The organism is Oleispirillum naphthae, assembly GCA_027864655.1.
GTDB lineage: Bacteria > Pseudomonadota > Alphaproteobacteria > Rhodospirillales > Rhodospirillaceae > Oleispirillum > Oleispirillum naphthae.
In genome coordinates this window covers 73,850-94,826 of sequence record JAQAZG010000010.1, presented here as the reverse complement: position 1 = coordinate 94,826, position 20,977 = coordinate 73,850, and the positions used below count along the sequence as shown (strand labels likewise).

The window sequence follows — 20,977 nt, the reverse complement described above, 5'->3', positions numbered from 1 at the left end:
GCCCTCCATTGCATCTGCCAAGGAGCCGACGGCGTCACTCGAGGCGCGACAGACGAACACCGACCGGTGTCTGCGGCCCTTCGACAAAAATTTACCCCCTTTGGGTCTGCCGGCGTAAGTTTCGGAATCTACCTATGGGGCGGGATTGCACTTACGTATGAATGCGTTCTGGTACGGCAGGTCATGTTCCACCTCGACGTTCCAGCCATGCGAGAATGCTGGCACGAGCAGGTTCGAGGAGTTCGAACTGAACAGGCCGACCGGTTTTCTGCTGGACGACGATTGCCCGGGATAGGACTTGCCCTCCTCTGACGAGGTCTCCAATTTTCATTTTGACGATGTCGCATCCGCGAAGCTTGCTATCAATAGCCAGGTCGAACATCGCACGGTCACGCAGCCTACGCTCCCGGTCCAACCAGAACCGGATCGCCCATACTTGTTGTGGTTTCAGCGCACGTTTGGCACCAATATATCGATCCGCATTCCAAGGACGCCGATCGCGTACCTCTGGATCAAATTCGGAAAGTCCCATAGCCGTTCTCCTCTTGGCAGGTGGAACCTCCGTAGATGAGACGTGTCGTGCTGCTGTCCGCTTTCAGGGCGATGAGAACTACCTCGCAACGACTGGCATGGGCGCACAGAAGACCTCGCGCACCCGACATGTCGGGCCAGCGCGGCTTTTAACAGCTTAAAGTAATGGGAGGCCCGGAGGGTCCGCGACCCTCCGGAAGGTTTTGGTTTTCCGGCCTTACCCCAGCGCCGCAACGATGGCCGCGCCGCAGGTGGCGGTGTTGGCGGTGCCGCCGAGGTCGCCGGTGCGCAGGGCGGGGTTGACCACGACTTTCTCGATCGCCGCGACGATGGCGGCGGCGGCTTCGGGCTCGCCGAGGAAGTCGAGCATCATCGCGGCGGACCAGATCTGGCCGATCGGGTTGGCGATGCCCTTGCCCGCGATGTCGGGGGCGGAGCCGTGCACCGGTTCGAACAGCGAGGGGAACCGGCGGGTGGGGTTGATGTTGGCCGAGGGCGCGATGCCGATGGTTCCGGTGCAGGCCGGGCCGAGGTCGGAGAGGATGTCGCCGAAGAGGTTGGAGGCGACGACGACGTCGAAGCGGTCCGGGTGGAGGACGAAATTCGCGGTGAGAATGTCGATGTGGTATTTGTCCCAGGTCACCTCGGGGAACTGTTTGGCCATTTCGACGACGCGCTCGTCCCAATAGGGCATGGTGATGGAGATGCCGTTGGACTTGGTGGCCGAGGTGAGGTGCTTCTTCGGGCGCTTCTGCGCGAGTTCGAACGCGAACTTGAGGATGCGGTCGATGCCGACGCGGCTCATCACGGTTTCCTGGATCACCACCTCGCGTTCGGTCCCGGCGTACATCTTGCCGCCGACCGAGGAGTATTCGCCCTCGGTGTTCTCGCGCACCACCAGGAAGTCGATGCTCCCCGGCTCGCGCCCGGCGAGCGGGCACTCCACCCCCGGCATCAGGCGCACCGGGCGGAGATTGACGTACTGGTCGTAGTCGCGGCGGAACTTCAGCAGAGATCCCCACAAGGAGACATGATCGGGCACCGTATCCGGCCAGCCGACCGCGCCGAAGAACAGCGCATCGACGGCGCCGATGCGCGCCTGCCAGTCGTCGGGCATCATCCGGCCGTGCTTGGCGTAATAGTCGCAGCAGGCGAAGTCGTGGTCCTGGAGGTCGAGGCGGAAGCCGAAGCGGCTCGCCGCGGCCTCGAGCACGCGCACGCCTTCCGGCACGACTTCCTTTCCGATGCCGTCGCCGGGGATGACGGCAATGGTATAGCAGCGGTCCTTCATCGGGGGTCTCCTTGTCCGCCGGGACCGGCGGATGCGGGTTCAAGACTGGGGCCTCCCAGTATAGCGAATCCGGCGGCCGCCGCCAGAGGCCGGGTTGACATCGGCGGGTGCCGACACGAAACAGACTGGGAGCGTTTCAACCGACCCGGAGACTCCATGCCGCGCCGTTTCGCCGTTGCCCTGGCCTGCCTCGCGCTCGCCGCCTGCACCACCGAGCGCCAGACCACCACCAGCCGCACCGCCACCGAGCAGCTTTTGATTTCCGCCGCCGCCGACCGCGCCGCGGTCGAGGTGGTGCGCGCCGTGCCGCCCGGCAAGAAGACCTTCGTCGATGCGGGCAACTTCGAGGCGACCGACGGCAAGTACGCGATCGGCGCGATCCGCGCCGCGGTTCTGGCGCGCGGCGCGCTGCTGGCGGCGGAGCGCAAGGATGCCGAGGTGGTGGTGGAGATTCGCGCGGGCGCGCTCGGCATCGACAATTCCGACACCATCGTCGGGCTTCCCGAATACAAGGTGCCGGTGCCGCTGGCCGGGTCCGACATCACCACGCCGAAGATCGCCCTGTTCGAGAAGGCGCGCCAGTTGGGCGTGGCGAAGTTCGCGGCGGCGATCTACGACGCCAAGACCGGCGCCGCGCTGTTCACCGGGCCGCCCCGCTTCGGCTTTGCACGCAAGAACGACTACACCGCGGCGCTGGTGATCTCCTGGCAGCGCGACGACATCCACTCCGTCGAGGACGCGCCGCCCGCGACGCTGACTTTCTACCCTTCCGACGACGAATGAAAACCGCGGCCGCCCCGAATCCCTGAGCGAAGGCTTGCCCGCGATGGCCGAATGCGGCACCGTGGACCGTGCCTTCATCCGCTGGAGCAAGAGCATTGGCCATCAGCCCGCTTCTCCGTAAGCTCGATTTCGTCACGCTCAAGCTTTTCATTTCGGTCTGCGAAGAGGGCAACCTGACCCACGCGGCGGAGCATGAGGCCATCGCCCCCTCCGCCGTCAGCAAGAGGCTGGCGGACCTGGAAGCGGCCCTGGGGGTCGCCCTGTTCGTCCGTCAGGCCAGGGGCATGGCCTTGACCATGGCGGGGCAGACCCTGCTCTACCATTCCCGCACCATGTTGCAGAACGTCGAGAGCATCGGCATCGAGCTCGGCGAGTACGCCCAGGGCGTGCGGGGCTATGTCCGCGTGTTGGCGAACATTTCGTCGCTCATCGAGTTCCTGCCCGAGGACCTCGAGGATTTTCTGACCCTGCATCCCGAGATCAAGGTGGACCTGGCGGAGTTTTCCAGCCCCAAGGTCGTCGAGGAAATCGAGAACCACAAGGCCGATCTGGGCATCTGCGCCGGCGACACCAACATGTACCAGCTCGTCCGCACGCCGTACCGGCGGGACCGGCTGATGGTGGTTTTGCGCCCCGACCACAAGCTTGCCTCCGAGCGGTCCTTGTCCTTCGGCCAGACCCTCGGCTACGACTACGTGTGCCTGCACAGCGACAGCTCGATCTTCACGCAACTGCTGGTCGCCGCGCGGCAGACGAACTCCCCCCTGCGGGTCAAGATCCACGTCACCAGTTTCGACGCCCTGTGCCGGATGGTGCAGGCGAATCTGGGCATCGGCATCATGCCCGACCGCGCCTTCGAAGTGGTCGGCCAGCCGCTCGGCCTGTGCGCCGTGGGCCTGACCGACCCCTGGGCGCGCCGGGAGCTGATGCTGGTCTGCCGCAATCAGCACGTTCTCTCGCCGGCCTCGAAGATGCTGTTCGATTACCTGGCGGCCGTCGGCAAGTCCGCCCCCCGCAGGAATCCCTCCGGCGAGCGCCCCGCCCCCGACATCCTCTGAACGATCCCTCGCGGCCAAGAACCCAGCGGCTTCCGCCCCGGCGAGCGTTCTCCGTTGGAGAACGCTCGTTGGCGTAAGGTGATTAGACATACCGGCGAAATTTCCCCATCATCAATTCAATCAAGAATACAAGAAGCACAACTGGAGGATATTCCATGGCACGCCACGGGAAAGAATAATCACATTATATTTGTGGCCTTTCTCATCTCTGCTTTGTTCGGCAGAGAGGGAGAGCTGTGTGAAAATTTCCACGTAGCGCCTGAAAGAGCGGATAACCCTTTAGTTCGATTACGTAAAGGTGGTCCATGATCTCTCTCGATGCCCCATCTCGTGTGTACATCAACGAGGTCGTCTTGCGGGACGGCTTGCAAAACGAAGCCGCGTTCGTGCCGACCGACGAGAAGATTCGACTGGCCGACCGATTGTCTCTGACCGGGGTCGCCAAGATCGAGGTGACCTCCTTCGTCTCCCCCAAGGCCATCCCCAATCTCCGCGACGCGGCGGAGGTCATGGCGGGGATCGCCCGGCATCCCGGCGTCTCCTATTGCGCGTTGGTCCCCAACGCCAAAGGCGCGGAACGGGCCCTCGCCGCGAAGGCGGATGAAATCAACCTGGTGATGTCGATCGGGGAACGGCACAACCTCGCGAACATGCGGATGACCTGCGCGCAATCCCTCGCGGGGTTCCGTGCGGTCATGGATCTGGTGGCGGGCAGCGGCGTCAAGGTCAACGGCGTCATCGCCACCGCGTTCGCCTGCCCGTTCGAGGGAACGCAGCCGCTCTCCCGGGTGATGTGGGCGATCGAGTCCTATCTGGCGCTCGGCATGGATGCGATCACCATGTGCGACACCACGGGCATGGCCTTCCCCTCCCAGGTCGAATCCTATTGCGGCGCGGTGCGGAAGGCCTTTCCGAAGGTGCCGCTGACGCTGCATTTCCACGATACCCGGGGCCAGGGCCTGGCCAACGTCATGGCCGCGCTTGCGGCCGGGGTCGGCAGCTTCGAGGGATCTCTCGGAGGCATCGGCGGCTGCCCGTACGCTCCCGGCGCGACCGGGAACGTCTGCACCGAGGATGTGGTCCATCTGCTCGAAGGCTGCGGCATCGCGACCGGCGTGGACCTGGACTCCCTGCTCTCCCTGTCGCGGGAAATGCCGAAGCTGCTGGGCCACGACATGCCCGGCCACGTCATGCATGCGGGCAAGAGCAGCGAACTCCATGCCTTCACGCCCGACGCGTCTCAAAAAATACCCTGTCTGTAAGGATATCATGATGAATGAGCAAAAAGGCGCACTGTCTGGGCTGCGGATTCTCGACTTGACCCGGGTTCTGGCCGGGCCGTTCTGCACCATGATGCTGGCCGACATGGGCGCCGAGGTCATCAAGATCGAGGAACCCGGAAAAGGCGACGATTCCCGGCACTTCGCGCCGTTTCAGAATGGCGAGAGCGCCTATTACATGAACCTGAACCGGAACAAGAAGGGCGTCACGCTCAATCTCAAGGGAAAGGGGCGCGAGCTTTTTCTCTCCCTGGCCGAAACCGCCGACGTGGTGGTGGAGAACTATCGTCCGGGAACCATGGACAAGCTCGGGCTGGGCTACGAGACGCTGAAGGCGATCAACCCCCGCCTGGTCTATGCCGCGATTTCCGGGTTCGGCAACACCGGCCCCTATCGCCTGCGCGCCGGATACGACATCATCGGGCAGGCCATGGGCGGACTGATGAGCACGACCGGATGGCCGGATGGCGAACCGACGCGAACCGGCACCGCCATCGGCGACGTTCTCGGCGGGCTCTCCGTGGCGATCGGCGTCCTCGCGGCATTGCGCCACCGGGACCTCACCGGAGAAGGCCAGATGGTGGATGTGTCCCTGGTCGATTCCGTCGTCGCCAGCCTCGAGATCATCACCCAGATCTATCTGACCGAGGGCCGGATTCCGGGACGAATCGGCAATCGCTACGAATCCGTCTATCCCTACGATTCGTTCCGCGCCAACGACGGCAGCATCGTCATCGGCGCGGGAAACGACAAGCTCTGGCACCTGGTGTGCTCGGTGATCGGCCGCCCCGACCTGGCCGCCGACGAGCGCTTCGATTCCAACCCCAAGCGGGTGAAGCGGCATGCCGAGGTCAAACCCCTCGTCGAGGCGTGGACCCAGCTCCATTCCATCGACGAGATCGTCGAGAAAATGCTGGCCGCGGGCGTTCCCGCCGCGCCGATCAACACCATAGACCGGCTGGTCAAGGACCCGCACATCGCGGTCGCGCGGGAGATGTTCGTCAACGTCACCCACCCCAAGGCGGGAGAGACGAAGCTGACCGGCTCGCACATCAAGATGTCGGCCACGCCCTCCGCGATCCGCACGCCTTCGCCCGAACTCGGGCAGCACAACGGCGAAGTGTATGGAGAAATTCTGGGGCTGTCGGAAAAGGAGATTCTCGCACTGCGCCAGGAAGGCGTTTTGTAACGGCGGGGAGAAACGCCGCCCCCCGCCGCAAAAATCCGCCGCGGCGCCTTTTCTCGATTGCGTATGAAAACATCGAGGTTCCGGCGGAGTTATCTTTGATAAGAAGAAAATGGAATGGAGTAGAGTCGGAAAAACATTAGGGAGGTATAGCAATGAAGACGACACGCCGTTTCGGGTTGACGACCGCAGTGGCCGCAGCCTTGGTGGTGGCCTTATCGTGCGGACCGGCCATGGCCGCCGCAAAGACATTGAGACTGGGACATACCGGCGCCCTTGACCACCACTACCAGAAGGGCAGCGAGATGTTCAAGAAACTGGTGGAGGAACGCTCCAAAGGCGCGCTCCTGATCCAGATCTATCCCTCCGACCAGTTGGGGACGCAGCGCGAGCTCGTCGAAGGCGCGCAGCTCGGCACCGTAGACATGGTGCTGACCTCCGACGTTCTGCTTTCCTCGTTCGAGCCCACGCTCTCGGTGCTGACCCTGCCCTACCTGTTCCAGAACATCGAGCAGGTCGCGAAGGTGATGGACGGCCCCATCGGCGACGAACTGGCCGCCAATCTCGAAAAGAAGGGCCTCACCGTCGTCGGCTACTGGGAAAACGGTTTCCGTCACGTCACCAATTCCAAGCGGCCGGTCGTCAAGCCCGAGGATATGAAGGGCCTGAAGATCAGAACCCCCAAGGGGCCGGTGTTCGTGGATACCTTCAATGCGTACGGCGCCAGCGCCACGCCGATGGGCTTCGGCGAAATCTACACGGCTCTGCAACTCGGCGTGGTGGATGGCGAGGAGAACCCCATCGCCCATATCCTCACGCAGAAGTTCTATGAGGTGCAGAAGTATCTCTCCCTCACCTCGCACATCCACTCGGTGGAGCCGCTCCTGATCAGCACCGCGGTGTTCAAGACGCTGCCCGCGGACCAGCAGAAGCTCCTCAAGCAGGCCGGCAAGGACACCGCCGTCTGGGTCCGCAAGGAAGTGGACCGGATCGAGGCCGCCCAGATGAAGCAGCTGGAAGGCAAGATCGCGATCAACAAGGCCGACATGGCCGCCTTCGAAGCCGCGTCGGAACCGGTCTACGCGAAGTACGAAAGCAAGTTCGGCAGCTTGATCAAGCGGATCAAGGCCGCGCGCTGAACCATTGCGCTGTCCAAGGGGGAAATACTCATGAAGATGCTTTCCGCTCTCAACGCAACGGCGAACCGCTTGATCGGACATGCCGTCGTCCTGCTCTTCGCCGCCATGACGACGATCATTCTGATGCAGGTGTTCTTTCGTTACGTGCTTGAGAACTCGTTGTCCTGGTCCGAGGAATTGGCCCGCTACATGTTCATCTGGCTGACCTTCCTCGGTGCGAGCATCGCCATGCGCGAAAAAGCGCACATCAAGGTGTCCGAAATCGTCGGACTGGTGAAGAACAAGAAACTCAATGCGATCTTGCGTCTTGCCGCCTGCGTGGCGGGAATCGTCTTCCTCTACATCCTGACGACCAACAGTCTGGTCGTCGCACAGCGCGTCTTCTCCCTTGGACAGGTTTCCCCGACCATGGAGTTCCTCCCCATAGGCGTCACCTATTTCGCGATCCCCATCGGGTGTCTCTTCATGATTCTGAATCTGGTTGAGCAGGCCTATCCGATCTGCCTCGACATCATCCGCCAATCCTAGGAGGCGAAGGTGGGCATCGTACTTTTCGCATCGTTTTTCGCTCTGATCGCCATGAGCGTGCCGATCGCGATCGCCCTCGGGCTTTCGTCGGTCATCGCTCTGTCGCTGTTCAGCCATACGTCGCTGATGGTGATCGTCCAGAAGGTATACGGCGGCGCCGATTCCTTCACCCTGATGGCGATCCCGTTCTTCATCCTCGCCGGCAACGTGATGAGTTCGGGCGGCGTGTCGCGCCGCCTGGTCGATCTGGCCGGGTCCCTGCTCGGGCGGATGACCGGCGGACTGGCCCAGGTGACCACGGTCGCCTGCACCTTCTTCGGCTCCATCTCCGGTTCGGCCCCCGCCACCACCGCCGCCATCGGCTCGGTGATGGTCAAGCCGATGGAGGAGAAAGGCTACGACCCGGCCTTCGCCGCCGCCGTGGCCGCGTCCTCCGGCACCATCGGCCTGTTGATTCCCCCCAGCATCACCCTGGTGATCTATGGGGTGATCACCGGCACGTCGATCGCCAAGCTGTTCATGGGCGGGGTGCTTCCCGGCCTGCTGATGACCGCGGCGATCATGGCCGTCAACCACATCATCTGCGTCCGGCACGGCCACCGGGGCGGCGACGCCTTTTCCGCCTCCGCCGTCGCCACCAGCGCCCGGCGCAGCTTTTTCGCCCTGCTGATGCCGGTGATCATCCTCGGCGGCATCTACGGCGGCGTCTTCACGCCCACCGAAGCGGCGGTGGTCGCGGTGTTCTACGGCCTGCTGGTCGGGCTCTACATCCACCGCGAATTGAAGCACGGGCAAATTCCCGGAATTCTGCTGGAAACCGGGAAGAGCACCGCGGTGATCATGTTCCTGATCGCCACCGCCCACATCTTCAGCTACATCCTCGCCAGCGAACAGATTCCCCAGAAGCTGACGGTGGCCATGCTGAACATCTCGCACGACCCCCACGCGCTGCTGGCGATGGTGGTGATTTCCCTCATGGTCGTCGGCACCTTCCTCGACAACGCGGTGGCGGTCGTCCTGATGACCCCGATCTTCTACCCGCTGACCATTCAGGCCGGCATCGACCCGATCTTCTTCGGCGTCCTGATGATCCTCACCCTCGCGATCGGCCAGATCACGCCGCCGGTGGGGCTGTGCCTGTTCGTCGCCTGCAACATCACCAAGGTGAGCATCGAATCCCTGTCCCTGCGGGTCGTTCCCTACGTAATCGCCCTGCTCGTCGTCGTCGCGTGCCTGGTCATCTTCCCCGACATCGTTCTGTTCATCCCCAACAGTATGGACTTGTGACCCTGCCCCGATAAGTCCCGGACCCGATCCGGAGGAAAACCCATAGCCGATACCGCCATCTGTCGGCACCCCCCCGGGAAGCGGCGAATCTTCTTCGCCGCTTCTTCTTTTTCTTTATAGGCTCCGCCCTGCCCGCCCTCCGCCGCGTGCGGGCGGCGAAAAGAAAAGGCCGCGCCCGAAGGCGCGGCCCGATCGTTTGTTCCGCCGGACATGCGCCTCAGAAGCGCAGCGCCTCGACCCGCACCACGTTGGGCACGGCGCGCAGGGAGTCGAGCACGTCGGGCTTGATCGCGCCGTCGATCTGCACCAGGGCGACCGCATCCTCGCCCACCTCGTTGCGGCCGAGATGGAAGGTGGCGATGTTCACCCCGGCGAGGCCGAGCGCGGTGCCGAGCTTGCCGATCAGGCCGGGCTTGTCCTTGTTGGTGAAGAACAGCATGTGGGCGCCGAACTCCGCCTCCACCGGAATGCCGTTGACCTCGACGAGACGCGGCTTGCCCGCGAACAAGGTGCCGGAGACGGAACGGGTCTGGGTCTCGGTGGTGACCGTCAGCTTGACCAGGCTCTGGTATTCGGCGCAGGTCTCGCGCTTGGTTTCCGAGATCCCGATGTTGCGCTCCTTGGCGATCACCGGGGCGGAGACCAGGTTGACCGCGTCCAGCATCGGGCGCAGCAGACCGGCCAGCGCGATCGCGGTCAAGGGCTTGGTGTTGAGGCCGGAGACCGCGCCCTCGTACTCGATGGACACCGCCTTGAGGCCGGTGCGGGTGATCTGCCCGGCGAAAGCGCCGAGGTATTCCACCAGCTTCATGTAGGGCTTGAGCTTCGGCGCGTCCTCGGCGGAGACCGAGGGCATGTTCAGCGCGTTGGTCACCGCGCCGGTGAGCAGGAAATCGGCGATCTGCTCCGCCACCTGGACCGCGACGTTGACCTGCGCCTCGGTGGTGGATGCGCCCAGGTGCGGCGTGCAGATGACGTTGGGGTGGCCGAAGAGGATGTTCTCCCTGGCCGGTTCCTGCTCGAACACGTCGAGCGCCGCGCCCGCCACCCGGCCCGCATCCAGCGCCGCCTTGAGCGCCGCCTCGTCCACCAGGCCGCCGCGCGCGCAGTTGACGATGCGCACGCCCTTCTTCATCTTGGCGAACGACTTTTCGGAGATGATGCCGCGGGTGGCGTCGGTGAGCGGGGTGTGCAGGGTGATGAAGTCGGCGCGGGCGAACAGCTCGTCCAGCTCCACCTTCTCGACGCCCAGGTCCCTGGCGCGTTCCGGCGAGAGATAGGGGTCGAAGGCGACCACCCGCATCTTCAGGCCGATGGCGCGCTCGGCGACGCAGGAGCCGATGTTGCCGCAGCCGACCACGCCGAGGGTCTTGCCGAAGAGTTCGACGCCCATGAACTTCGACTTCTCCCACTTTCCGGCGTGGGTGGAGGCGGAGGCCTGGGGAATCTGGCGGGCGAGCGCCATCATCATCGAAAGCGCATGCTCGGCGGTGGTGATGGAGTTGCCGAAGGGGGTGTTCATCACCACGATGCCCTTGGCGGTGGCGGCGGGGATATCGACGTTATCGACGCCGATACCGGCGCGGCCGATCACCTTGAGGTTGTTGGCGGCGGCGATGATGTCGGCCTTGACCTTGGTGTCGGAGCGGATGGCGAGACCGTCGTACTCGCCGATCGCCGCCTTCAATTCGTCGGGCGTCATGCCCGGCTTGCAATCGACCTCGAGGCCGCGCGCCTTGAATATCTCGGCGGCAAGCGGACTCATCTTGTCGGAAATCAGGACTTTCAGCATCGGAAGGCTCCTTCGCGGAGAAAAACGGGGCGGGACGGGACCGGGCGGACCCGGCCCCGCATCGCGGTCGGACGATCAGGCGGCGAAGTCCTTGGCGGCTTCGGCGAGGGCCCATTCGATCCAGGGGAAGAGCGCTTCGAGATCGGCGGTCTCCACCGTCGCTCCGGCCCAGATGCGCAGGCCGGGGGGCGCGTCGCGGTAGGCGCCGAGGTCGTAGGCCACGCCTTCCTTGTCGAGCAGGCCGACCACCGCCTTCTGCGCCTTGGCCTGGGCCTCGGCGGAGAGCTTGGCGAACCACGGCGCGGTGATCCTCAGGCACACCGAGGTGCTGGAGCGCACCGCCGGGTCGGCGGCGAGGAAGGCGACGTTGCCGCTTGCCTCCACCCAGGCGGCGACCGCCGCGAGGTTGGCCTTGCTGCGGCCGATCAGCGCGGGCAGGCCGCCGATCGCCTCGCCCCACTTCAGGCCGTCGATGGCGTCTTCCACCACCAGCATCGAGGGGGTGTTGATCGTCTCGCCTTCGAAGATGCCCGCGATCAGCTTGCCGCCCTTGGTCATGCGGAAGATCTTCGGCATCGGCCAGGCCGGGGCATGGCTCTCCAGGCGGGCGACGGCGCGCGGGGAAAGGATCAGCACGCCGTGCGCGCCCTCGCCGCCCATCACCTTCTGCCAGGAGTAGGTGACGACATCGAGCTTGTCCCAGGCGAGATCCATGGCGAACGCGGCGGAGGTGGCGTCGCAGATGGTCAGGCCCGCGCGGTCGGCGGGAATCCAGTCGCCGTTGGGCACGCACACGCCGGAGGTGGTGCCGTTCCAGGTGAACACCACGTCGCGGGAGAAATCCACCTGCTTGAGGTCGGGAATCTCGCCGTAGGGCGCTTCGAGGACGCGGGCGTCCTTGAGCTTCAGCTGCTTGACGATGTCGGTGGCCCAGCCGGAGCCGAAGCTCTCCCAGGCCAGCACATCGACGCCGCGCGCGCCGAGCAGGCTCCACAGCGCCATCTCCACGGCGCCGGTGTCGGACGCCGGAACGATGCCGAGCAGATAGCCCTCCGGGACGCCGAGCAGCGCCTTGGAGCGGTCGATCGCCTCCTTGAGGCGCGCCTTGCCGATCTTCGCGCGGTGCGAGCGGCCGAGGCAGTCGGTGGCGAGCGCCGCCAAGCTGTAGCCGGGGCGCTTGGCGCAGGGACCGGAGGAGAAATTGGGGTTCGCCGGCCGGGTGGCCGGTTTGGCGATGGCAGTCATCGATGTCTCCCTTCCATTGCAGAAGGGCTTGGCGACCCGTTGGGAGGTCGCGGCCCACAAGCCTTATACGGAGCGGCGGAATTTCCGTCAATCGAATCCCCCGGAGGGGGGCTTGCGCCGCCGTGCGAGTCGCCGTCCGGGGCGGGTGCGGAAAATCCACCCGAAGAGGTTGTGACGGAATAGAACGATGCCAAACAAGGGATAAGGCGCGCCCTAACCGAACGGGTAGCTCCGCGCGGGAGGACCGCCCCACCCTCGCGCCGTGCGGCCGAGCCTCAACCCTCGGAAATTCCCCGATAATTTTTCCGGCAAAATTCCGGCAAAAAAGTGTTGAATCTTTCCTTACATGAGGCGAGAGTCTGAAATCAGAGGGATAACTGGTGGGGGTACTTCGCGCGCAGAGCGTGCCGCCAGTGGGGAGGCCCCTCGAAAGCGAATGCATTTCTGCATCGACCCAAAAGCAGATACTTCAGGAGACGTCCGATGACTCTCTTCTTTACGTGCGTGGGCCTGCTCATCGCGGGTTATTATGTATATGGTTCGCTGGTCGATCGTATCTTCGAGCCCGATCCGGGCCGTGCCGTGCCTTCGGCCTCGATGGCCGACGGCGTCGATTATGTGCCGATGCCGACCTATAAGGTGTGGCTGGTGCAGCTGCTCAACATCGCGGGGCTGGGGCCGATCTTCGGGCCGATCCTGGGCGCCCTGTACGGACCGTCGGCGCTTTTGTGGATCGTCGCCGGTTGCATCTTTGCCGGTGCGGTGCACGACTACTTCGCTGGCATGCTGTCGCTGCGGTCCAACGGCGAGAGCGTCCCGAACGTCGTCGGCCGCGAGCTCGGCCCGGTGTTCAAGCAGTTCATGAACTACTTCTCGGTGATCCTGCTGCTGCTGGTGGGCATCGTCTTCGTCCTCGGGCCCGGCAAGCTTCTCTCCACGATGACCGGCCTGCCGGTGGGCGTGTGGGTGGCGGCCATCTTCGCCTACTACTTCCTCGCCACCATCCTGCCGATCGACAAGATCATCGGGCGCTTCTATCCGATCTTCGGCGCTCTGCTGCTGTTCATGTCGGTCAGCCTGACGATCATGATCATCGTCTCGCCGGACCACGCGCTTCTGCCGCGCGGCCTCGACATGGCCAACACCCATCCGAAGAACCTGCCGATCTGGCCGTTGATGTTCATCACCATCGCCTGCGGCGCGATCTCCGGCTTCCACGCCACGCAGTCGCCGCTGATGGCGCGCTGCCTGATGAACGAGAAGCACGGCCGTTTCGTCTTCTACGGCGCGATGATCGGTGAAGGCGTGATCGGCCTGATCTGGGCCACCCTCGGCCTGTCGTTCTATCCCGACGCCGCCTCCCTCGGCGCCGCCATCGCCAAGGGCTCGCCCGCGGGCGTGGTGCACGAGATCGCCACCGCCCTCCTCGGCGGCGGCATCGGCACGACCCTTGCGGTCCTCGGCGTGGTGATCCTGCCGATCACCTCGGGCGACACCGCCTTCCGTTCGGCGCGCCTGATCATCGCCGAATACATCAAGATGCCGCAGAAGGACGTGGCGAAGCGCCTGATGGTCGCGGTGCCGCTGTTCGGCATCGGCTATGTGGTCTCGCTGGGCAACTTCAACGTGATCTGGCGGTACTTCGGCTGGGCCAACCAGACGCTGGCCATGGTGATGCTGTGGGCGGCTGCGGCCTACCTGATCAAGCGCGGCAAGCTGCACTGGATCTGCACCATCCCGGCCACCTTCATGACCGCGGTGACCTTCTCCTACATCTGCGCGGAGAAGATCGGCTTCAGCCTGCCCTACACCGTCGCCAATTGGATCGGCATCGTCGCGGCGGCGGTGGCCTTCGGCGCGTTCTTCTATGCCTTCGGGGGCAAGAGGTCCGGCGAAGCCCCGGCCGAGTGACGTTTCGGGCCTGACTCGAACGGAAAACCGCCGCGGGAAACCGCGGCGGTTTTTTCGTTGCCCGCGCGCAGAGTCTGCTGCCCCAACCATGGCATGTATTGCCCAAAGCAAGGCGGCCTTGGCGACAATTCCCGTGATCCATACCAAAAAAGCGCCGCAAATCTGCTTAGACTCGTGTCAAGCAGGAAAAGCCGGTTTCCCCGGCAGATACATTCCCGCTGCTTTGCATCGTCTTTCTTTTGCATGGTTGCCGACTACCCGTATGGGCGATGTCCGGGCTTGCAATCAGGGGGGTTTCCGGCCTCGCCCCAACAAGGACAACAGCTTCACGCACACGGATTTCACGGAGACGTCTCATGGCTCTCTTCTTTCTCTGCGTCGCTCTGCTGATCGGGGGGTACTTCGTCTACGGCTCCCTGGTCGATCGCATCTTCGGGGCGGATGCCGGCCACGCGGTTCCCAGCCAGTCGATGGCCGACGGCGTTGACTACGTGCCGATGCCGACCTGGAAGGTGTTTCTCATCCAGCTCCTCAACATCGCCGGTCTCGGGCCGATCTTCGGGCCGATCCTCGGCGCCCTCTACGGGCCGTCCGCGCTGTTGTGGATCGTCGCCGGCAGCATCTTCGCCGGTGCGGTGCACGACTACTTCTCCGGCATGCTGTCGGTGCGTTCCAACGGCGAGAGCGTGCCCAACATCGTCGGCCGCGAACTCGGCCCGGCGTTCAAGCAATTCATGAACGGCTTCTCGGTGATCCTGCTGCTGCTGGTCGGCGTGGTCTTCGTGCTCGGGCCCGGCAAGCTCCTGTCCACACTCACCGGCTGGCCGGTCACCGCCTGGGTGTTCGCCATCTTCGGGTACTACTTCCTCGCCACCATCCTGCCGATCGACAAGATCATCGGCCGGTTGTACCCGCTGTTCGGCGCGCTCCTGCTGTTCATGTCGATCAGCCTGACGATCATGATCCTGGTCTCGCCGGAGCACCACGTGCTGCCGCAGGGCCTCGACCTCGCCAACGCGCATCCGAAGAACCTGCCGATCTGGCCGTTGATGTTCATCACCATCGCCTGCGGCGCGATCTCCGGCTTCCACGCCACGCAGTCGCCGCTGATGGCGCGCTGCCTGATGAACGAGAAGAACGGCCGCTTCGTCTTCTACGGCGCGATGATCGGCGAGGGCATCATCGCCCTGATCTGGGCCACCCTCAGCATGTCGTTCTACGACAGCTCCGCCGCGCTCGGCGCCGCCATCGCCAAGGGCTCGCCCTCCGGCGTGGTGAACGAGATCGCCACCGCCCTCCTCGGCGGCGGCATCGGCACCACGCTTGCCGTCCTCGGCGTGGTGATCCTGCCGATCACCTCGGGCGACACCGCCTTCCGCGCGGCGCGCCTGACCATCGCCGAGTTCCTCAAGGCGCCGCAGAAGGACGCGGTGAAGCGCCTGATCATCGCGGTGCCGCTGTTCGCCATCGGCTACGTGATCTCTCTCGGCGACTTCAACATCATCTGGCGCTACTTCGGCTGGGCGAACCAGACGTTGGCCATGGTGATGCTGTGGGCGGCGGCCGCCTACCTGATCAAGCGCGGCAAGCTGCACTGGATCTGCACCATCCCGGCCACTTTCATGACCGCGGTGACCTTCGCCTACATCAGTGCGGAAAAGATCGGCTTCAGCCTGCCCTACGACGTCGCCAACTGGATCGGCATCGCCGCGGCGGCGGTGGCCTTCGGCGCGTTCTTCTACGCCTTCGGGCGCAAGCACGCGGGCAAGGCCCCGGCCGAGTGACCGGCCCCTGCCGATGAAGAACCGCCGCGGGAAACCGCGGCGGTTTTTTTCATGCCTGCTGCATCATCGGGCGGCCCAGCCCGGCGCCGCACAGCGCGCCCTCCACCGCCGCGGCGAAGGAGAGCGTGGCGCGGTCGGAGCCGCGGCGGCCCACCACCGAAAGCCCCACCGGCAGGTCGCCGGGCTGCTGGCACGGCAGGCTGACGGCGCAGAGGTCGAGGAGGTTGCCGACCGTGGTGTTGCGCAGCGCCAGCGCGTTGACGCGGGTGTAGGCGGCATCCTCCGCCAGATCGGCGAGGCGCGGCGCGACGCAGGCGACGGTGGGCATGAGGACTGCGTCGAAGGGCTCCATCGCCGCGTCCATCTCGGCGATGCGCACGGCGCGCAGCGCCTGCAAATCGAGGTAGTCGGCGGCGGAGATCGCCGCGCCGCGGTCGATGCGCACCGCGACGCGCGGGTCGTAGAGGGCACGTTTTTCCGCCAGCAGGGCGCGGTGCCAGGCATAGCTTTCCGCCGCCACCAGGCCGCCGCCCGCGAGCAGCTCGGGGATTGCCGAGAGGTGGGCGAAGGGAACCTCCTCCAGCCGCGCGCCGAGACCGGAAAGCGCCGAGAGCGCCCGGCCGAAGGCCTTGGCCACCCCGTCGTCGAGACCGTCGAGCACATAGGCCTGCGGCAGCGCGAAGCGCAGGCCCGCAAGCGGCGGCGGTGCAAGCCGCGGCACCGCGCCGCCCACCAGCATCGCGTCGATCAGCGCGCAGTCGGCCACCGAGCGGGCGATCGGCCCCACCGAATCCAGGCTCGGCGACAGCGGCACGACGCCGTGGATGTCGCTGCGCGCCGCCGTCGGCTTGAAGCCGACGAGGCCGCAGAACGCCGCGGGAATGCGCACCGAGCCGCCGGTGTCGGTGCCCAGCGCCGCCGCCGCCATGCCGAGCGCCACGGAAACCGCCGCGCCGGAGGACGAACCGCCGGGGATGCGCGCCGCGTCCCACGGGTTGGGCGGCGTGCCGTAGTGCGGATTGATGCCGAGGCCGGAGAAGGCGAACTCGGTCATATTGGTGTGGCCGACGATCACCGCCCCCGCGGCGCGCAGCCGCGCCACCGCCGGGGCGTCGGCGGCGGCGGCGGGCGCATCGGCGAGCGCCCGGGACCCGGCGCGGGTGACATGGCCCGCCACGTCGAACAGGTCCTTCACCGAGACCGGCAGCCCGGCGAGCGGCCCCGTCGCCACGCCCGCGGCGCGGTAGAGGTCGGCGGCGCGCGCCTCGGCCTGGGCCTGCGGCGCGAAGACCTCGGTGAAGACGATGCGTCCGGCCTCGCCCGCGGCGCGCGCAAGCGCCTCGCGGACGAGGGACTCCGCCGTCGCCGTCCCGTCGGCGAGGGCGCGGCGCAATTGCGCAAAGGCACGCAGATCGACGAACATGAGCGGTCTCCCAAAGCGGCCGGGGTCAGGCGACCACCGGCAGACTCTCCATGGAATAGGCGTGGGTCAGGCTGCGGCGGCGCAGCGGGTCCTCGAGGACGATCTCGAAGCGCTCCGCCGGGCGGATGCCGCCGATCGCGGGCACCGTGCCGCACAGCATCGCCTGGCCGTCGGAGAAGCGCCCGTGCGCCGCCTCCCACCCGGCGATCAGCTCCTCGGGGCGCAGCAGGCCCGCCACCTTGCCCTCCTGATAGAGCACGCGGTCGCCGCCGATGGTGGCGTAGGAGCGCAGCACCAGTTCGTCCCAGTGGTCCGCCACCTCGGCGAAGGGCCAGAGCTCGGCGCCCATCGGCTTGACGCACATCTCCTTGGAGACCGCGACGGAATAGGACTCCACCTTGCGGTCGGTGTGGTCCGAGGCGATGCCGACCCACAGGACCCCGCCGATGGGAAGGACGATCGCCTCCGCCTCGCCCGAGCTTTCCGTCCCCAGCACCTGCACCCGCGGCGCGGTGGTCAGGCGGTCGGCGGAAACCCGGTAGTAGAGCGGCACCTGCGAGGGCGGCGCGACGCCGAGCGCCGCAAGCTCGGCGATGTGGTGGTCCACCGCGGCGCGGTCGCGCCCGGCCCACCCGGCGACGATGAGGTCGCGGACTTCGGCGGACAGCGGCGCGCCATCCGCGCTTTTCAGGCTCAGCATGGATGACCTCCCTGGTCAGTTCATGGCGTTGGGCAGGAACAGCGCGATGCCCGGGAAGACGAGCAGCAGCCCGGCCATCAGCAGCATGATGAGGACATAGGGAATCGACCCCATGATCACGTCGCTGAAGGCGCCGCGTCCGCGCACCCCCTGCACGACGTAGAGGTTGAGCCCCACCGGCGGGGTGATCAGCGCCATCTCGATGAGCAGGATGAGCATCACGCCGAACCAGATCGGGTCGTAGCCCAGGCTCACCACCACCGGCTCGATCACCGGCACGGTGATCACCATCAGCGACAGGGTCTCGATGAAGAAGCCGAGGATGACGTAGATGCCGACGATCAGCAGCATGGTGGCGAGCGGCGAGAAGCCGCTCTGCGTCACCAGGCGGGAGAGCGCCTGGGTGGCGCCGACGGCGGAGAGCACGAAGTTGAGGAAGTACGCCGAGGTGATGATCAGCATGATCATCGCGGTGGTGCGCATGGTGCCGAGGATCGCGCCGCGCAGCATGGAGATGGAGAGGGTGCGCGTCGCCTGGGCGATGCCGAGCGCGGCGAGCACGCCCACCGCGGCGGCCTCCGTGGGGGTCGCCCAGCCGGTGTAGATCGAACCGATGATCAGGGCGAACAGGCCGAACATCGGGGCGAGCGCGGCGAGGCCCCTCGCCCGCGCCGCCCAGGAATGGGTGCGCCGCGGCCCGCCCCACTCCGGCCGCAGGGTGCAGAGCGCGGCGGTGCCTGCGATGAACATCAGGGCGAGCAGGGTGCCGGGCATGATCCCTGCGATGAACAGGCGGGGGATCGAGGTCTCGGTCATGAAGCCGTAGACGATCAGGTTGATCGACGGCGGGATCATGATCCCCAGGGTGCCGCCCGCGGCGATGGAGCCCGCGAACAGGCGTTCGTCGTAGCCGAGCGCGCGCGCCTGCGGCATCGCCACGGTGCCGACGGTGGCGGCGGTGGCGACCGAGGAGCCGGAGGTGGCGGAAAAGAAGGTGGCGGTGCCGATGTTGGCGTGCAGCAGCCCGCCCGGCAGCCAGGAGAGCCACGCCTCCAGCGCCTGGTAGGTCATCCGCGCGATGCCGCTGCGCACCAGCAGTTCGCCGAGGAGAATGAACAGCGGAATGGCGATCAGCAGGAAGCTGTCGGAGGCCGACCACAGCACTTCGCCCAGCGCGCGGTGCAGCGGGAAGCGCGAATAGGTCTCGCCGAGGAAGAGGCCGAGGCCCATCAGCGTCGCCGCGATCGGAATCGACAGCAGCATCAGGACGATGAGAACGACGAAGGCGACCCCGATCATGAGCCCTGCTCCTTAAGGTTGAGGGCTTCCTCCTCGATCTGCTCGTCGAGGGTGGAACTGCCGGCGAGGCGGCGCACCGTCTCGGCGTCGCCGGTCACGGCGGCCAGCGCGACGCGGACGAACAACAGCAGGGTGGCGAAGGCGAACCACAGCCAGCCCGCGGCCCACAATACCTGCGGAATCCACATCGGGGTGTGCAGCGGGGTGTTGGACACGCTGTCGCGAGCGATCGTCTCGGTGAGCACGCCGAAGGCCGCCTGCGCCGCCATCACCGCGAAGGCGGTGAACGCGGCGAGCGCCAGAAGGTCGAGAACCAGCCGTCCCCGCGCCGAAAACCGCACATAGGCGGCGTCGATGCGGATGTGCGCCTTGTGGAACAGCGCATAGGCGAACGACCAGGAGGCGGTGATGCCGAGCACGTAGCCCGAATACTCGAAGGACAAGCCGGGAGAATGACCGATGGTGCGGCGCATCACGATCTCCAGCGAGATCAAGAGCACCATGCCGATCAGGACCACCCCCGCCAGTCCGGCAAGCCGGCGCGAGAGGCGCTCCACCAGGCGGATCAGGGCATCGAGGGCATCGAGCATCGGCGGGGTCCTTGCAGCGGGGGCCGGGACCGGCAAAAGCCGGTCCCGGCGGGAGGGATCACTTCTTGGCGGTCAGGCCGACGACCTTGCCGACCGTGGCGTTCCAGCGGTCCACATAGGCCTTGTCGGTGCGGCCGGCCCAGCTCGGCAGCACCTTTTCGGTAAGCAGCTTGCGCGCCACCTCGACGTCCGCCTTGGACACTTCCACCAGCTTCATCGAACCGGCCTTGCCGTGGGTGCACGCGGGCGTGCCGACGCCGGTCAGGCAGGCGATGCCCTGCTGGGTGTCCTCGGTGGCGGCGGCCCACACCGCCGCCTCGAACTTGCGCTCCACCTCGTCCTTGAGGAAGGCCTGGGTTTCCTTGTCCATGCTGTTCCACTTCTTCAGCGAGATCGCGGTCACCACGTCGTCCCAGCCGCCCATCGGCATCGGGTAGAGGACCTTGGAGACCTCGTGCCAGCCGGAGGAATAGCCGGAGAGCGAGCCGGTCACGGCGCAGTCGATGACGCCGCGTTGCAGCGCGCCCGGCACCTCGGAGAACGCCATGGTCACCGCCTCGGCGCCCGCGGCCTTGAGGAACTCGGCCGCCGAACCGCCGCTCGAACGCACCTTCAGGCCCTTGATCCCGGAAAGCCCCTTGATCTCGGCGTTGCAGAACAGCATCTGCGCCGGATAGGGCACCACCGCCAGCACCTTGGCGTTGAAGCGCTTGGCGAAGGCGTCGTCGAGCACCGGCTTATAGGCCATCGCCACCGCCTGCGCGGTCTTGGGGTCCCGGGCGAGCATCGGGATGTCGAGGCCCTCGACCTCCGGCGCGTCGGCCACCGTGTAGTCGGCCACCGTGGCGCCGATGTCGAAGACGTTCTTCGCCAGGATGCGGTACACCTCGGCGCCCTTCAGGCCCATCTGGTCGAAGGTGGAGACGTCCACCTTGATCTTGCCCTTGGAATCGGCGGGCAGGGTCTCGCCCCAGAAGGGCTTCTCGAACTGCTTGAACAGCACCAGGCCGCTCCAGCTGCCGACATAGGTCAGGCTGGTGCCCTTCATTTCGGCATGTGCCGCAGTCGAGCCGAGCAGCGCGGCGAGCGCCGCGGTCGTTACCACCTTGAAACCTCGCATGGGTGCCTCCTTGTTCTTTGGGCTGGAAAC

18 protein-coding genes are annotated in these 20,977 nt (G+C 65.8%); 9 read left to right on the top strand and 9 right to left on the bottom strand.

The features are described from left to right. Window positions 1–181: 181 nt before the first annotated feature. Both O7R11_RS11745 and O7R11_RS11740 read right to left on the bottom strand, forming a co-directional pair. Window positions 182–532 carry a site-specific integrase gene (locus O7R11_RS11745; RefSeq protein WP_337997714.1) on the bottom strand — a complete coding sequence of 117 codons (351 nt, stop codon included), beginning with the start codon at window positions 530–532 and terminating at the stop codon, window positions 182–184. 216 nt (window positions 533–748) lie between these two features. Next, window positions 749–1,822: a tartrate dehydrogenase gene (locus O7R11_RS11740; protein ID WP_337997713.1), complete on the bottom strand. Its 1,074-nt coding sequence runs from the start codon at window positions 1,820–1,822 to the stop codon at window positions 749–751. Between the two features lie 156 nt (window positions 1,823–1,978). On the opposite strand from O7R11_RS11740, the gene O7R11_RS11735 reads away from it, so the two are divergent. From O7R11_RS11735 to O7R11_RS11705, 7 genes are all read left to right on the top strand, one after another. Next, on the top strand, window positions 1,979–2,605 hold the full coding sequence (locus O7R11_RS11735) for a DUF6655 family protein (RefSeq protein ID WP_337997712.1): 627 nt from the start codon (window positions 1,979–1,981) through the stop codon (window positions 2,603–2,605). A gap of 95 nt (window positions 2,606–2,700) precedes the next feature. Continuing rightward, window positions 2,701–3,663, top strand: coding sequence for a LysR family transcriptional regulator (locus O7R11_RS11730; protein ID WP_337997711.1), 963 nt, complete (start codon window positions 2,701–2,703; stop codon window positions 3,661–3,663). Between the two features lie 305 nt (window positions 3,664–3,968). Then, complete coding sequence (locus O7R11_RS11725) at window positions 3,969–4,925, top strand: hydroxymethylglutaryl-CoA lyase (protein WP_337997710.1); 957 nt, start codon at window positions 3,969–3,971, stop codon at window positions 4,923–4,925. Between the two features lie 10 nt (window positions 4,926–4,935). Then, a complete protein-coding gene (locus O7R11_RS11720) occupies window positions 4,936–6,132 on the top strand; it encodes a CaiB/BaiF CoA transferase family protein (RefSeq protein WP_337997709.1) in 1,197 nt (398 codons plus the stop codon). Window positions 6,133–6,362: 230 nt separating this feature from the next. Next, the gene (locus tag O7R11_RS11715; protein ID WP_337997708.1) at window positions 6,363–7,268 is read left to right on the top strand and encodes a TRAP transporter substrate-binding protein; all 906 of its coding nucleotides are present in this window, start codon (window positions 6,363–6,365) and stop codon (window positions 7,266–7,268) included. A gap of 30 nt (window positions 7,269–7,298) precedes the next feature. Next, the gene (locus tag O7R11_RS11710) at window positions 7,299–7,796 is read left to right on the top strand and encodes a TRAP transporter small permease (RefSeq protein ID WP_337997707.1); all 498 of its coding nucleotides are present in this window, start codon (window positions 7,299–7,301) and stop codon (window positions 7,794–7,796) included. Window positions 7,797–7,805: 9 nt separating this feature from the next. Beyond that, complete coding sequence (locus O7R11_RS11705) at window positions 7,806–9,083, top strand: TRAP transporter large permease (protein WP_337997706.1); 1,278 nt, start codon at window positions 7,806–7,808, stop codon at window positions 9,081–9,083. Window positions 9,084–9,300: 217 nt separating this feature from the next. Here the strand turns inward: O7R11_RS11705 and serA are convergent, their stop codons facing one another. After that, window positions 9,301–10,875, bottom strand: coding sequence for a phosphoglycerate dehydrogenase (gene serA, locus O7R11_RS11700; protein ID WP_337997705.1), 1,575 nt, complete (start codon window positions 10,873–10,875; stop codon window positions 9,301–9,303). Window positions 10,876–10,950: 75 nt separating this feature from the next. Continuing rightward, a complete protein-coding gene (locus O7R11_RS11695) occupies window positions 10,951–12,120 on the bottom strand; it encodes a phosphoserine transaminase (RefSeq protein WP_337997704.1) in 1,170 nt (389 codons plus the stop codon). Between the two features lie 483 nt (window positions 12,121–12,603). Between O7R11_RS11695 and O7R11_RS11690 the strand changes: the two genes are divergently transcribed. Together O7R11_RS11690 and O7R11_RS11685 are read left to right on the top strand one after the other, a co-directional pair. Then, complete coding sequence (locus O7R11_RS11690) at window positions 12,604–14,031, top strand: carbon starvation CstA family protein (RefSeq protein WP_337997703.1); 1,428 nt, start codon at window positions 12,604–12,606, stop codon at window positions 14,029–14,031. A gap of 356 nt (window positions 14,032–14,387) precedes the next feature. Continuing rightward, window positions 14,388–15,815, top strand: a complete 1,428-nt coding sequence (locus O7R11_RS11685; RefSeq protein WP_337997702.1) for a carbon starvation CstA family protein — start codon at window positions 14,388–14,390, stop codon at window positions 15,813–15,815. A gap of 49 nt (window positions 15,816–15,864) precedes the next feature. On the opposite strand, the gene O7R11_RS11680 is transcribed toward O7R11_RS11685, so the two are convergent. Genes O7R11_RS11680 through O7R11_RS11660 form a run of 5 tightly spaced genes read right to left on the bottom strand, consistent with a single transcriptional unit; the run spans window position 15,865 to window position 20,947 of the window. Further along, complete coding sequence (locus O7R11_RS11680; protein WP_337997701.1) at window positions 15,865–17,238, bottom strand: amidase; 1,374 nt, start codon at window positions 17,236–17,238, stop codon at window positions 15,865–15,867. 25 nt (window positions 17,239–17,263) lie between these two features. Further along, window positions 17,264–17,938, bottom strand: a complete 675-nt coding sequence (locus O7R11_RS11675; RefSeq protein ID WP_337997700.1) for a DUF2848 domain-containing protein — start codon at window positions 17,936–17,938, stop codon at window positions 17,264–17,266. A 15-nt stretch (window positions 17,939–17,953) separates the two neighbouring features. Further along, complete coding sequence (locus O7R11_RS11670) at window positions 17,954–19,237, bottom strand: TRAP transporter large permease (protein WP_337997699.1); 1,284 nt, start codon at window positions 19,235–19,237, stop codon at window positions 17,954–17,956. Further along, the gene (locus O7R11_RS11665; RefSeq protein ID WP_337997698.1) at window positions 19,234–19,827 is read right to left on the bottom strand and encodes a TRAP transporter small permease subunit; all 594 of its coding nucleotides are present in this window, start codon (window positions 19,825–19,827) and stop codon (window positions 19,234–19,236) included. Before O7R11_RS11665 ends, O7R11_RS11670 begins: the two co-directional genes overlap by 4 nt. 58 nt (window positions 19,828–19,885) lie before the next feature. Further along, entirely contained in the window at window positions 19,886–20,947 is a 1,062-nt protein-coding gene (locus tag O7R11_RS11660; protein WP_337997697.1) for a TRAP transporter substrate-binding protein, read from the bottom strand. Between the last annotated feature and the right edge of the window lie 30 nt (window positions 20,948–20,977).